Source organism: Citrobacter sp. KTE151 (genome assembly GCF_000398845.1).
GTDB lineage: Bacteria > Pseudomonadota > Gammaproteobacteria > Enterobacterales > Enterobacteriaceae > Citrobacter > Citrobacter braakii.
On the sequence record NZ_KB976063.1, the window covers coordinates 125,429 to 139,240 of the forward strand.

Annotated in this window: 10 protein-coding genes and 1 pseudogene; 2 read left to right on the forward strand and 9 right to left on the reverse strand. The window is 54.5% G+C overall.

Annotation, left to right across the window (positions count from 1 at the left end; translation table 11 throughout):
* Nucleotides 1-2: 2 nt before the first annotated feature.
* The 8 genes and pseudogenes from hyaD to puuD all read right to left on the reverse strand — a co-directional run bounded on the left by hyaD (nt 3) and on the right by puuD (nt 8,716).
* A complete protein-coding gene (gene hyaD / locus WC7_RS20575) occupies nt 3-584 on the reverse strand; it encodes a hydrogenase 1 maturation protease (RefSeq protein WP_016151907.1) in 582 nt (193 codons plus the stop codon).
* Nucleotides 581-1,315: a Ni/Fe-hydrogenase b-type cytochrome subunit gene (gene hyaC / locus WC7_RS20570; protein ID WP_016151908.1), complete on the reverse strand. Its 735-nt coding sequence runs from the start codon at nt 1,313-1,315 to the stop codon at nt 581-583. Before hyaC ends, hyaD begins: the two co-directional genes overlap by 4 nt.
* Nucleotides 1,316-1,333: 18 nt before the next feature.
* Complete coding sequence (hyaB, locus tag WC7_RS20565) at nt 1,334-3,127, reverse strand: Ni/Fe-hydrogenase large subunit (protein ID WP_016151909.1); 1,794 nt, start codon at nt 3,125-3,127, stop codon at nt 1,334-1,336.
* Nucleotides 3,124-4,251 (reverse strand): annotated as a pseudogene (gene hyaA / locus WC7_RS20560) (hydrogenase 1 small subunit). Before hyaA ends, hyaB begins: the two are co-directional and overlap by 4 nt.
* Nucleotides 4,252-4,460: 209 nt before the next feature.
* Complete coding sequence (locus tag WC7_RS20555) at nt 4,461-5,741, reverse strand: NAD(P)/FAD-dependent oxidoreductase (RefSeq protein WP_016151911.1); 1,281 nt, start codon at nt 5,739-5,741, stop codon at nt 4,461-4,463.
* Nucleotides 5,742-5,743: 2 nt separating this feature from the next.
* Entirely contained in the window at nt 5,744-7,231 is a 1,488-nt protein-coding gene (puuC, locus tag WC7_RS20550; protein WP_016151912.1) for an aldehyde dehydrogenase PuuC, read from the reverse strand.
* A 137-nt stretch (nt 7,232-7,368) separates the two neighbouring features.
* A complete protein-coding gene (gene puuR, locus WC7_RS20545; RefSeq protein WP_016151913.1) occupies nt 7,369-7,926 on the reverse strand; it encodes an HTH-type transcriptional regulator PuuR in 558 nt (185 codons plus the stop codon).
* A 25-nt stretch (nt 7,927-7,951) separates the two neighbouring features.
* The gene (gene puuD / locus WC7_RS20540) at nt 7,952-8,716 is read right to left on the reverse strand and encodes a gamma-glutamyl-gamma-aminobutyrate hydrolase (protein WP_016151914.1); all 765 of its coding nucleotides are present in this window, start codon (nt 8,714-8,716) and stop codon (nt 7,952-7,954) included.
* Between the two features lie 211 nt (nt 8,717-8,927).
* Here puuD and WC7_RS20535 point away from each other — a divergent pair, with 211 nt between their 5' ends.
* Both WC7_RS20535 and WC7_RS20530 read left to right on the forward strand, forming a co-directional pair.
* A complete protein-coding gene (locus WC7_RS20535; RefSeq protein WP_016151915.1) occupies nt 8,928-10,346 on the forward strand; it encodes a glutamine synthetase family protein in 1,419 nt (472 codons plus the stop codon).
* A 385-nt stretch (nt 10,347-10,731) separates the two neighbouring features.
* On the forward strand, nt 10,732-12,120 hold the full coding sequence (locus tag WC7_RS20530) for an APC family permease (RefSeq protein ID WP_016151916.1): 1,389 nt from the start codon (nt 10,732-10,734) through the stop codon (nt 12,118-12,120).
* Between the two features lie 110 nt (nt 12,121-12,230).
* Here WC7_RS20530 and WC7_RS20525 read toward each other — a convergent pair whose 3' ends face one another.
* Nucleotides 12,231-13,799, reverse strand: coding sequence for a formylglycine-generating enzyme family protein (locus WC7_RS20525; protein ID WP_016151917.1), 1,569 nt, complete (start codon nt 13,797-13,799; stop codon nt 12,231-12,233).
* Nucleotides 13,800-13,812: the final 13 nt, after the last annotated feature.

Consider the following 13,812-nt stretch of genomic DNA (forward strand, 5'->3'; position numbering starts at 1 on the left):
GCTTATCTCTCCAGCGTTACACGATACTGGCGAATACGCACGCCTTCATAGTTTTCCAGCGACAGGCATTCATAGTTCAGGCAACGCGTTTCATCGATTGTCTGTGGCGCGATGCCCCACGCGGCCAGTTGCGTTAGCGCGGCTTGTTCTGCCGCCGGGAGCTGAGCGCGCGCGATGTCGGTCAGGCTGCCGCCATAGTCGTCCAGCTGCACCGGCTGTAGTCCTACGAGGGCGATGTGGGCGGGTAGATGACCGCGAATCTCCGCCAGAGCAAGCACTTCGGAGAAGCTGTTCTGATGCAGACTCATTTTTTTGGCGCTGAGGTAACTGGGGACTTGTTCACCGGCGTAGGATTGCAAAGTGCCTGGCGCGAGTCCGTAGTCGATAGCGTCCAGCAGCAACAAATGGCTGGCCTGCTCAACGTAGCCCAGCAGATTCAGCCCTTGCGTGCCGCCGTCGACAATCTCTACCCATTCTGGCCAGTGATAGTGGGCGTACAGGCGTTCGGCAACGCGAATGCCAAATCCTTCATCTGCCCACAGCAGGTTGCCTAAGCCCATCACGATGACGTTAGGTTCGCTCATGACGCCTCCTTATCGTGCTGGCGTTTGGCAAATTTGTGGCTACGGTAGCCGTTGATCATGGTTGAGATGACGGTATCGTCAGACATGATGTCCTCGCGGATAGCCATATACACATGACCGATGATGAAGGCGGCGATGAACCACATCCCCAACCGATGCCAGCTGTGGATATCGAGAGAGTTACCGCCGGTCCAGTAGAAAAACTCCGTCACATAGCGGAAGGGGGTAAAAATGGCGTACTGGCTATGCTCGCTGTATAAGGCAAAACCGGTGAGGATCATAAAAACTGAGAGCAGGAAATAACCGAACATCGCCGCCTGCGCGACGGGGTTATGGCCGATATCTTCTCCCGGTTTTTTTTCCAGAAACAGATACCAGCGCACCACCGAAAAGGCACCCTGCCACCAACTGCGACGCCAGACCGGCACGATAAACAGCTCGCGTGAATAGCGATTGCCGACGAAGGCCCAGTAAATGCGACCCAGCAGTATCACCGTAAACACCATGGCTGCGGCGAAATGTACTAACCGGATGTCGCCCATGTAGAACAGGTAAGTGGCCTCGCCGTTGACCGACGGCAGTGGTCGGCCAATGAAGTATCCGGTTACCATCAAAACCAACATGCAGCCCACTGTCAGCCAGTGCCACAAGCGTACGGGCGCTTCAAACACATAGTGGCTGACGGCGGTATCACGCGCCTCCCCGACGCGTGGGGATATCTTTCCAGTCATCGTTCCGTTCCTTAACGCTTAGCGAACCTGGACTGCGATAAGTTCGCTGCCGTCGTCGCCGAGGACGTGGGTTGAACATGCCAGGCAGGGGTCGAAGCTGTGCAAGGTGCGCAGGATCTCCAGCGGTTGATCCGGTATCGCCATTTGGGTGCCCATCAACGCCGCCTCGTAGGCGCCAATTTGCCCCTTCGGATCGCGCGGGCTGGCATTCCAGGTGGTCGGCACTACGCACTGATACACGTCGATCTTCTGGTCGCGAATCGACGCCCAGTGACCGAGTGCTCCGCGCGGCGCCTCGGTAAAACCGATCCCACGGCACTGCTGCGGCCAGCTTGCAGGCTCCCATTTTTCGGTATTCGCCGTAGCCAGATTGCCGTTTTTCAGGTTGGTCATCAGCTTGTCGAAGAAATATTGCAGCTTGCTCACGGCCCACTGCGCCTCGTGCGCGCGGCACAAAATACGCCCCAGCGTCGACTGCATACCCGACAGCGGCAGTTTGAGTGCGGACATCATGCGATCGACGGATTCAATCGTGGCGGCATCCCCTTTGTGATAGGCAATCAGCGTACGCGCCAACGGTCCAACTTCCATGGCGTGTCCGCGCCAGCGCGGGGCTTTGATCCACGAGTAGCGTTCATGTTCGTTGAGCTGCTGGATATCGGTATCGCTGCCTTTGACATCGCCGGGGTTGTACCAGGGTTCAGTAATCCCCTCGAACGGGTGACGACCTAATTGATCGTCCGGATAACGGTACCAGGCATGATCGACAAACTCCTGAATTTGCTGCTGATCGGCCAGATCCACCGGCATGACGTTGTTAAAATCACCGTTAATGACCGCGCCGCCAGGCATCAACAGGCTCTTCGCGCTGAAGTCGTTGGCAATATCCGGGAACGCGCCGTAGCTTAAGACGCACTTATCAGACAGCCCGGTGCCAATCTGGCTCCAGGGTTTGTTGAACTGGCCGATAGCCAGCGCGTCAGGAACCATGACGTTGTTGATGAAGTCGGCGGTGCGGGTGATGATCGACTGTACCAGGTTAAGACGTTCCATATCGACCGCGCCAACCGCGCCGCTCTGATCGATATTGATAGCGCATGGCATGCCGCCGACAATCCAGTTAGGATGCGGATTCTTGCCGCCAAACACCGTATGGATTTTGATAATCTCGCGCTGAAAATCGAGCGCTTCCAGATAATGGGCAAAGCCCATCAGGTTAGCCTCTGGCGACAGTTTGTACTGCGGATGTCCCCAATAACCGTTGCGGAAAATCCCCAACTGACCGCCGTCGACAAATTTCTTCAGGCGGTTTTGTACGTCAAAGAAGTAGCCCGGGGAGGACATAGGCCAGGCAGAAAGGCTTTGTGCCAACTGCGAGGTTGCGCGCGGGTCGGCTTTCAGGGCATTCAGAACGTCAATCCAGTCCATTCCGGCTAGCTGGTAAAAGTGGACCAGGTGGTCGTGGCACCACAGCGTCGCCAGCATAATATTGCGAATGATGTTGGCGTTGTCGGGCACCTTGATGCCAATGGCATCTTCAATGGCATAGACCGATGCGAGCGCATGTACGCCAGTGCACACCCCGCAAATTCGTTCGACAAACGCCCAGGCATCGCGCGGGTCGCGCCCTTGCAGAATAATTTCCAGTCCACGGAACATGGTGCCGCAGGACACCGCGTTGGTGATGATGTTCTGCTCATCAATGTTCACCTCACAACGCATATGGCCTTCAATGCGCGTAATGGGGTCGACAACCAGGCGCCGGCCGGCATTATTGACCGTATATCCCTGGGTTTGATACGAATTGCTCATGCCTGTTTATCCTCATTGTCTGGCGACTGTTGTCCGGCGTCGGCTAATTGCTGTTTGTGGCGGTTATGTTGATTGACGGCGCTGGCGACTGCGTGGACACCGACGCTGGCGGCCACCACGCCAAGCGCGGTGAGGCCCACGGTATCGGCGGTTGAATGCGTCCCCATCTGCGGGATATCGACTACGCGGCTGTAGAACGAACCGCGATCCCAGAAGCCGTTCTCCGAACATCCCAGACACCCATGACCGGACTGGATGGGGAAAGAAACGCCGCCATTCCAGCGGGTGGTGGAGCAGGCGTTATAAGTGGTAGGCCCTTTGCAGCCCATTTTGTACAGGCAATAGCCTTTTCGGGCTGCGTCATCGTCCCAACTCTCAACGAACTCCCCGGCGTCAAAGTGGGCGCGGCGGTAGCATTTGTCGTGAATACGCTGACCATAGAACATCAGCGGACGCCCCAGACGATCGAGTTCAGGCAGACGATCAAACGTCACCATATAGGTAATGATGGCGCTCATGACATCCGGAATCGGCGGGCAGCCGGGCACTTTCACGATTGGTTTATCGGTGATCACCTTATCGATCGGCGTTGCCTGGGTTGGATTAGGCCGGGCGGCCTGCACGCAGCCCCAGGAGGCACAGGTTCCCCAGGCAATAATCGCGCTGGCGCCTGCCGCGGCTCTTTTTAGCTTTTCAATAAACGGTCGCCCGCCGCTGATGCAGAACATTCCTTGTTCACCCAGCGGAGGATTGCCCTCGACGGCCAGAATGTATCGGCCGTGGTAGCGGCTCAGAATGTCTTCAAATACCTCTTCGGCCTGCGTTCCGGCGGCGGCCATCAGGGTGTCGTCGTAATCAAGAGAAATCAGGGAGAGGATGACGTCTTTGGCGAGTGGGTGAGAGGAGCGGATAAATGATTCAGTGCAACAGGTGCATTCCAGCCCGTGGATCCAGACGACCGGGATCCGGGGTTTGTTTTCCAGCGCTCAGGCTATTCTGGGCGTCATTGCGGCTCCCAGCCCAAGCGATGTTGCTGCGAGGCTGCAATATTTGAGAAAACTGCGTCGACTCACCCCTTTGCGGCGCATTGCCTGATAAAAGGTCTCCTCGTTATTCGTATTCATAACACGCGTTTCTTCCCCCGTTGAGTTCTGGCCACGTCGCCAGCGATAATCTAAAAAAGCCTATCCGATCAGCAGGGAGAAACAATGCAAAGTGTAGGGTTATGTCCTATTGCGATATTTTCGTGCCCGTTACCTGTTTTTCACTGTCCGGGAATAAAAAAACGCACAGGGGGAGACCGCCCTGTGCGTCGGGTTTATTGCGGAAGAACTTAAACCCCAAGGCGATCGCGTAAGCTGTAATATGCCGCCCCCATGGCGGTAAACGGAATGCGCAGGCTGCGCCCCCCCGGGAACGGGTAGTGCGGCAGTTTGGCGAAAGCGTCAAAGCGCTCGGCATCCCCGCGCAGCAGTTCAGAAATCAGACGTCCTGCCAGGTGGGTACAGGTCACGCCGTGGCCGCTGTAGCCCTGCATATAGTAAATGTTGGTATCAAGACGGCCAAACTGCGGCATGCGAGATAGCGTTAACAGGAAATTACCGGTCCAGCGGTAATCAATTTTTACCCCCTGCAATTGCGGGAAGGTTTTCAGCAGTTTCGGCATTATCAGACGTTCAATATCGTCCGGATCGCGGGCACCGTAGACCACGCCGCCGCCGTACAGCAGGCGGTTATCACCGGTCAGACGGTAGTAATCCAGCAGATAGTTACAATCTTCCACGCAGTAGTTTTTAGGAATCAGCGAGCGCGCCATCTCCGCAGACAACGGTTCGGTGGTTAATACCTGTGTGCCGCATGGCATGCTGCTTTTTGCCAGCGCAGGCTCCAGTTTGTCGCCGAGGTAGGCGTTGCCCGCGACGATCACAAAGCGGGCCGTAACCTGACCTTTTTCGGTGCTGACCACCGCCGGGCTGGTGTGCTGGATACGGGTGACCGGCGACTGTTCGAAGACGCGCCCGCCGTTCAGACGAATGGCGTTAGCTTCGCCAATAGCCAGGTTTAGCGGATGAATATGACCACCGCTGTGGTCGAGCAGCGCGCCGACATAACGATCGCTGCTGACTTCGCGGCGAATTTCGCTGCTGTCTAACAGTTCAAGCTGCGTGTTGCCGTAGCGTTCCCAGTTCGACTTCTGCTCCTCCAGCGTTTCCATCTGCTTGTGGTTCAGCGCCACAAACAGTCCGCCGGGGCGATAGTCGCATTCGATCTGATAACGCTTGATACGTTCGCGGATGATATTACCGCCTTCAAACATCATGCTGCCAAGCATTTTGGCGGCGTCCGGGCCATAGGTGCGCTCGATGACGTCGATATCGCGACTGTAGGAGTTCACCAACTGACCGCCGTTACGTCCGCTGGCCCCGAAGCCGATACGCGCGGATTCCAGTAGCACTACGTCGTAACCCATCTCCGCTAAGTGCAGGGCGGAGGAGAGACCGGTATATCCACCGCCCACGACGCAAACATCACAGCTAACCGACTCGCTAAGGGTGGGAAACGGTTCGTACTGATTGGCGCTTGCGGCGTAATAACTGCTGGTATGTTCAGTCATGATTAAGGCTCCAGGGAGATCCAAATGGTTTTCAGTTCGCTAAATTTTTCCAGCGCATGCAGGGACTTATCGCGCCCGTTGCCGCTTTGCTTATAACCGCCGAACGGCACAGTCATATCACCATCGTTGTAGTTATTAACGAAGACCGAACCGGCCTTCAGGCGACGACTCATGCGGTGGGCGCGCGACAGATCGCGGGTCCAGACCGCGGCCCCCAGGCCGTAGTCACTGTCGTTGGCCAGCGCCAGGGCTTCGGCTTCGCTGCTAAAACGGGTGACGACCAGCACCGGGCCGAAGATCTCATCGCGGCTGACGTGGGCTTGCGGGGCTGTATCGACAAAAATAGTCGGGCCGATAGCCGCTGGGTGGACGTGGCTGCGACCATCCAGCGCCAGCGTGCCTTGCGCTTCACCGTCGCGAATAAAACCGTGCACGGTGTCGGCATGCGCGTTGTCGATAAGCGTGCCCATCGTGGTTTCCGGATCCAGCGGGTTGCCCGGCTGCCAGTTTTTCGCCTGCTCTTTCAGCAGGGCAATGAACTCGTCGGCAATACTCTCTTCCAGTAACAGACGCGTACCGGCGATACAGACCTGACCCTGGTTATAGAAGATGCCTGCTGCAGCATTGGCGGCGGCTTTCGGCAGATCCGGGCAGTCGGCAAAAACGATGTTGGCACTTTTACCACCGGCCTCCAGCCAGACGCGTTTCATATTGCTGTCGCCAGCGTCTTTGAGCAGTTGCTTGCCGGTGCGGGTCGAGCCGGTAAAGGTGATCACATCAACATCCGGATGTTGCGACAACGCCTGGCCCGCTTCGTGGCCATATCCGCTCACCACGCTGAGTACGCCATCTGGCAAACCTGCTTTTTTTGCCAACGCAGCAAGGCGAATGGCGGTCAGCGGTGATTTTTCTGAAGGTTTGAGGATCACGCTGTTGCCTGCAGCCAGTGCCGGGCCAAGTTTCCAGCAGGCCAGCAGCAGGGGAAAATTCCACGGCACGATGGCCGCAATGACGCCCACCGGCTCGCGCACAATCAGCGCCAGATCGCTCACCGAGGTGGTGGCCACTTCGCCATAGACTTTATCTATTGCTTCGGCGTACCAACGGATGGCGCGTGCCGCGCCTGGAATATCATCACGCAGGCTATGGCGAATCGGTTTACCGGTGTCGAGCGTTTCCAGTAGCGCCAGCTCCTCGTGATGCTGCTCCATTAAATCGGCGAACTTGTGCAGGACTGCCTTGCGCTCTGCGGGTGATGCTTGCGACCAGTCTCCGCGTTCAAACACGGTGCGGGCAGCGGTGACCGCTCGGTCTACATCCGCTTTTTTGCCGCGGGCGACTTTGGCGAGCGGACGTTGTCCTGCCGGATCCTGCGTAATAAAGGTTTCGTTATCGGCGGCTGCGCAATATTCGCCGTTAATAAATAAACGGGTCTCCGGCGAATAATGGCTGGCTTTTTCACGCCAATATTTAAGATTCTGAAAGTTCATAGCTACTCCTTTTATATCAATAAGATAAAGTTCGTTGCTGATCTTTTCAGGCAAAATCAGGCTGCACGATGCCCCAGGGATGTACCCTGTTAATGCGCGTTATTTAAGAAGGCCTGAGAAACTCAGGCCGCTACTTATTAGAAAGTGGTAGGAGTGTGGGCACTGATGATGCGGCAGATCCCTGCCGAGGTGTTGCTGAAGCTATGTGGTATACCGGTGTTAATGGCATAACTTTGTCCTGCAACAAGATGATACGTTTGACCGTTGATGGTCAGTATCACTTCACCTTCTAGTATTGTCCCAATCTCTTCACCCTGGTGTTTAATTCTCTCCCCGGTTGTCGTACCTGGCTGATAGGTTTCAAACATCATGGCCAGCGTACGATTCGGATTTCCGTTGTGTACCAGCTTCATGGATACTCCCTGACTCCCGATCTCAATCAAATCATCCTGATTGATAACCACCTGCGGTTCGTCAGGCTTTTCCGGTTCCGCGAAGAACTCGGAGAGCGACAGCCCATAAACTTTCAATAGCTTTTGCAGCGTACTGATGGCAGGACTGACTTTATCCTGCTCTATGGTGCTGATGGCGCTATGCGTTAACCCAGACAGTTCGGCGGCACGACGCTGTGAAAGACCCAATTGCTGGCGGATCTCTGACAAACGTTTACCCGGCGCCAGGCCGTCATCGCTCATAATTGCATTTCCTTAACTGTAGTGGTCAGAGCCGCTGTTTTTCAGCGAGGTGGTTCTGACAAGCGGTGATAAAACCTTCAAGTAACAAACGCGACAGGGCGTATTCGCTACTGTTCCATTCCGGGTGCCACTGCACACCAAGCGCGAAAGGATGGTCGTGAACGCTGGCTGCTTCCACTAATCCATCCTGCGAGCGTGCTTCCACGCGCAGTTGCGGGCCAAGGGTTTTTGCGCCCTGACCATGCAAGGAGTTAACCCAAAACGTGCTGCAACCTGGTATTAGCTGAGATAGCAATCCTCCCTGTTGAACCTGGACTTCATGAGATGGCGCATATTGCTGCTCCACCGGGAGTTCCGCATCTTCACGATGTTCCAGGAACTGTGAGTGATCGCACAGGCGACGATACAGAGTCCCGCCAGTGGCGACAACTAATTCCTGTAAGCCCCGGCAGATGGCGAAAATGGGAATGCGCCTTTCGAGCCCGGCGGTAATTAGCGCCATGCTCAGAAGATCACGCCCGGGATCGGCGTCAGACTCATCGCCATTTTCACCATAAAGGTGCGGCTGCACATTGCTTGGGCTTCCTGGCAGGAAGATACCATCCAGTTTCGGTAACAGCGCGTTCAGTAATTCGGGTTCCGCAAGCGCATGGGGAATCGCTATCGGTAATCCACCGGCGTTTAATACTGCATTCAGGTACTTTTCTTGCAGAGTCTGGGTCTCGTGACCCTTAAGCCTGTTCCTACACATCACTACACCAATAACTGGCTTGTCAAATATATTGCCCATGATCGACCTCACGTTTTGGAATAAATTATTGCCAAACGGTTCCTTGTTATGCCATTCCGTTCATTATTTTCTCAATCTAGCAGCGGAATAACCTTATAGCAAACTTAATTTAACATTTGACAAACAATTTGTTTGCATCCAGAGTCGAAGAGTGGACATTATATTTAACAGTCAAATCACAGAACGGCTTACAGGCCAACGGCGGTGAATCATGGAAACCAATATCGTAGAAGTTGAGAATTTTGTTCAGCATTCTGAAGAGAGACGAAGTAGCGCGTTTGCGCGTGAAGTTAAGCAGTATCTGGAGCGCTATCCCAACACGCAGTTCGTGGATGTGCTGTTAACCGACCTGAATGGTTGTTTTCGTGGTAAACGCATTCCCGTCGCCGGGTTACACAAGTTAGAGAAAGGCTGCTATTTCCCGGCATCCGTTTTCGCGATGGATATTCTTGGCAATGTGGTCGAAGAGGCGGGATTAGGCCAGGAGCTTGGCGAACCGGATCGGACCTGTGTCCCGGTGCCTGGCACGTTAACACCTTCGGCCGCCGATCCGGAATGTATTGCGCAGATGATGCTGACGATGCTGGATGAAGATGGCGCTCCCTTTGACGTTGAGCCGCGGAACGTACTTAACCGACTCTGGCAGAAACTTCGCCAGCGCGGTCTGTTCCCCGTCGTAGCGGTAGAGCTGGAGTTCTATTTACTCGATCGTAAGCGCGATCCCGAAGGTTATCTGCAGCCGCCGTGCGCGCCGGGAACGGACGATCGGAATACGCAAAGTCAGGTTTACTCGGTTGATAACCTGAACCACTTTGCTGATGTGCTAAACGATATCGATGAACTGGCCCGTTTGCAGCTGATCCCGGCTGACGGCGCGGTGGCTGAAGCCTCCCCTGGGCAGTTTGAAATCAACCTCTACCATACCGATAACGTACTCGACGCCTGCGATGACGCGCTGGCGCTGAAACGCCTGGTACGGCTGGTGGCGGATAAACATAAGATGCATGCCACGTTTATGGCAAAACCTTATGAGGAGCATGCCGGTAGCGGAATGCATATCCACATCAGCATTATGAATAATAAAGGCGAGAACGTGTTGGCCGATGCGAATGGCGATGATTCCGCGTTACTTAAGCGTGCGCTTGCCGGGATGATTGATCTGATGCCCGCGTCAATGGCGCTGCTGGCGCCGAATGTGAACTCTTATCGCCGCTTCCAGCCGGGGATGTATGTTCCGACCCAGGCTTCCTGGGGGCACAACAACCGTACGGTGGCGCTGCGCATTCCCTGCGGCGATCGTGATAACCATCGGGTTGAATATCGCGTGGCGGGGGCTGACGCCAACCCGTATCTGGTGATGTCGACCATTCTGGCGGGGATCCTGCATGGGCTGGATAACGAGCTGCCGTTGCAGGAAGAGGTGGAAGGTAACGGCCTGGAGCAGGAAGGGCTACCGTTCCCAATCCGCCAGAGCGATGCGCTGTGGGAGTTCATGCAAAATGACAGTCTGCGTGAGTTGCTCGGGGAGCGTTTTAGCCATGTGTATCACGCCTGTAAACACGATGAACTGATCCAGTTTGAACGCCTGATTACCGACACTGAAATTGAGTGGATGCTGAAAAACGCCTGACAGGAAAGTGGCCCGGCGGCGGAATGTTTGTCGGGCCTGTCGCATTGTTTAGTCATTGAAAAAAAGAAGTCGCATCATGCGGTCTGAGCGGAGCCAGCCCGTCAATATTGCAGGATCACCTGCCATTTCCCGGATGTCGCGTAATGGAGCGGCTTGCGACAACGGGTCTTCAGATAACCGACAGAGTTTGTGACGAGGAAATGTGATGATGCCAATGTTTAAAAACCCGCCCCGCGTGAGCATCCATGGCTCCCGCAGTAAGTACGGACCGCATCTGTGCCGTGCAACATTGACGCCTTTCTTTTGGCTTTCCACCCCGACACGACCCAGGTCTGCTGTACCCACGTTTCGAACGCAGATCTGGGTCGTGTCGGGGAGGAAAGCTATGTCGACTAATTCTTCTGTGGATCTCGCGGCCCAGCCGGGCAAAGCACAGCTGCGTAAATCCCTCAAGCTGTGGCAGGTGGTGGTGATGGGGCTGGCCTATCTCACACCGATGACGGTATTTGACACCTTTGGTATTGTTTCGGGCATCAGCAATGGCCATGTTCCGGCCTCCTATCTGCTGGCCCTGGCGGGCGTGCTGTTTACCGCCATCAGTTACGGAAAGCTGGTACGCCAGTTTCCACAAGCCGGTTCGGCCTACACCTATGCGCAAAAAGCGATCAACCCGCATGTGGGGTTTATGGTCGGCTGGTCGTCACTGCTTGATTACCTGTTCCTGCCGATGATTAACGTCCTGCTGGCGAAAATTTACCTTTCCGCGCTGTTCCCGGGCGTTGCGCCATGGATTTGGGTAGTGATGTTTGTAGCGATCCTCACCGCGGCCAATTTGAAAAGCGTTAATCTGGTGGCGAACTTCAATGCGCTGTTTGTACTGGTGCAGGTCGCGATAATCGTGGTGTTCATTGTTCTCGTGGTGCAGGGGCTGCACAAAGGCGAAGGGGTCGGGACCGTCTGGTCGCTGCAACCCTTTATCAGCCAGAATGCGCATTTGATCCCGATTATCACCGGGGCGACCATCGTCTGCTTCTCGTTTCTCGGTTTTGATGCGGTAACCACGCTCTCTGAAGAGACACCGGATGCCGCGCGTACCATTCCAAAAGCTATTTTCCTTACCGCGCTTTACGGCGGACTGATCTTCATTGCCGCCTCGTTCTTTATGCAGCTGTTCTTTCCGGATATTAGCCGATTTAAAGACCCGGACGCGGCGCTGCCTGAGATTGCGCTGTACGTCGGCGGCAAACTGTTCCAGTCTATTTTCTTGTGTACGACCTTTGTGAATACGCTGGCGTCAGGTCTGGCGTCCCATGCCAGCGTTTCGCGTCTGCTGTACGTGATGGGCCGCGATAACGTCTTCCCGGAGAAGTACTTCGGCTATGTCCATCCGAAATGGCGTACACCCGCGCTGAACGTCATTATGGTCGGGATTGTGGCACTCTCGGCCCTGTTTTTTGACCTGGTAACCGCCACGGCGTTGATTAACTTTGGCGCGCTGGTGGCCTTTACGTTCGTTAATTTGTCCGTGTTTAACCACTTCTGGCGTCGTGAAGGGCGTAAGCATACCTGGCAGGAAAAGTTGCACTACCTGGTATTGCCAATGGTCGGCGCCGCCACCGTTGCCGTACTGTGGGTGAACCTGGAGGTGACATCGCTGACGCTGGGACTGGTATGGGCTGGCGTGGGGTTGGTGTATCTCGCCTACCTGACCGGACGTTTCCGCAAGCCGCCGCCGCAGTTTGACGCCGCGAAATCTGAGCAAGCCTGGGAGTGACTTTTTCCAAAGGGTGAGTTATCAACCAACTTGTGAACTCTGTTAGTCACTAAAGGGGCGAACTGCCAGGGGACGCCCCTTTTATTCATGTGCGTTTAATCAGAGTGAAATCAATGATCACTTTTAATTTGCTTACATGTATCCAACCATCTGGTTGGATCAATTTTCCCGTTTGCCAGATATTGTTGCTGGTTCTGCCAGTGCGCGGCGAGGAATGGCTTAAGGCCTGCAAGACGTTTGTTCAGTGTGAGCATTTGATCGAAAACCATCACTTCATGTTTCAGACCTTCCTGACCATAAAGCGTGGCTGAATCAACCAGACTACTGGCGTAGTAACTCGTCAGCTGTTGCAGGCGATCTGTTTGCTCACCAAGTTTTGTTTTTCGGATCGCGCAATTTTTATCACTGTCATCTTTATCCTTACACAGTAATTCATAGTTGTGATTGAGGAAGTCAAGAAAGCGGCCATCATCCTGCAATTTTGTGCAAAGGAAGGAGCCGAGGTTAAGGCTGGCGCGGATCGATTGTGCCCGTTCTTCCTGTTGTTGCTGATTACTGGCGCGGAGCTGATTTTCCAGATCCTTCAGTTTCTTTTTCAGCTCTGTGTCTTCAATGCCTGATGCCAGGCTTCCCAGCGCTTTTGCGGTGTCTGTGGGGACTTCTTTGCTCTTATCTATACCTGGTTTATCTGCGCCGAGAGCAGCCCAATTTTTCTCCAGCTGTTTCACTCGGTCTGTTGATGTAATGGTCGGAGAGACCAGTACCAGACGCAGGCCGGTGGTTTTGCTGGTGAAAGGATGGGCTTCATCGTAGTAGTTAATTTCTTTACGGGTCGCGCTACGGATCTCTGATTCATTCGAGATGACGCTGCCTCCGCGAACCACAAAACCACCAGCCTGGCCGTGAAGTCTGTTGATTTTATTGAGATAAAATGGGGTGAACATCATCTCAGAGACGTTGCCCAGCATATCGTGTAGGCCGAGGGGGTTAGGGTTCAACAGCCCAATGAGCTGTACTTTGCCGTTAGAGGACTGCGACCCGGAATACCACTCGTAATTTTTCATGTCATCCATCGGATAGTGGGAATCACGGAATTCCGCACTGTTTACCTTGAGGCCGCCGCGTGCTGCAAATTCCCATTCTACTTCAGTGGGCAGACGTAAAAATCCAGGGTTGCCATCCTCTTTCGGTAATTTGTCGAGAGCATTCGTGCGTAACCACTGGTTATATTTATCGGCAAAATTTACTGCATCGAACCAACTGATATTGGTTTCTGCGATGCTTAACTTACGTGATGGCGTGGGACAGGTACCGCTGGTTAATGCCTGGTATTGCAATGCTGTCAGTTCATATTTGGCCATCAAATAGTAACGACCTTTGTTTTTTTTGCTTTCGGTAAAGCTACCGGCGATGAAGGTTGGATAACTGTGTTCAACAAAACCCCATTCTCCGCCATCTTCTCCTAAGATGATCGGCATATCATCCAGAGGACCTGAGACCGGGATTTCTACCTGACGGAAAACCATGGAGCCTTCACAGGGCATGGGCAAAATAATATCTTCGCTATCCGGCTTGGGGTTATAGATTTTCTCTGCCCACGGTTCGGCCAGCACGGGTGACATCTTCACCAGCAGAGTCAGCGCCAGCCAGCGTGATAATGTGGAAGGGGTAAGGGTCATGGACGTTCTCCGC

Bases quoted from the DNA above. Each gene is read 5' to 3' on its own strand.
- hyaD (WP_016151907.1), bottom strand. From the start codon at position 584: ATGAGCGAACCTAACGTCATCGTGATGGGCTTAGGCAACCTGCTGTGG.
- hyaC (WP_016151908.1), bottom strand. From the start codon at position 1,315: ATGACTGGAAAGATATCCCCACGCGTCGGGGAGGCGCGTGATACCGCC.
- hyaB (WP_016151909.1), bottom strand. From the start codon at position 3,127: ATGAGCAATTCGTATCAAACCCAGGGATATACGGTCAATAATGCCGGC.
- WC7_RS20555 (WP_016151911.1), bottom strand. From the start codon at position 5,741: ATGACTGAACATACCAGCAGTTATTACGCCGCAAGCGCCAATCAGTAC.
- puuC (WP_016151912.1), bottom strand. From the start codon at position 7,231: ATGAACTTTCAGAATCTTAAATATTGGCGTGAAAAAGCCAGCCATTAT.
- puuR (WP_016151913.1), bottom strand. From the start codon at position 7,926: ATGAGCGATGACGGCCTGGCGCCGGGTAAACGTTTGTCAGAGATCCGC.
- puuD (WP_016151914.1), bottom strand. From the start codon at position 8,716: ATGGGCAATATATTTGACAAGCCAGTTATTGGTGTAGTGATGTGTAGG.
- WC7_RS20535 (WP_016151915.1), top strand. From the start codon at position 8,928: ATGGAAACCAATATCGTAGAAGTTGAGAATTTTGTTCAGCATTCTGAA.
- WC7_RS20530 (WP_016151916.1), top strand. From the start codon at position 10,732: ATGTCGACTAATTCTTCTGTGGATCTCGCGGCCCAGCCGGGCAAAGCA.
- WC7_RS20525 (WP_016151917.1), bottom strand. From the start codon at position 13,799: ATGACCCTTACCCCTTCCACATTATCACGCTGGCTGGCGCTGACTCTG.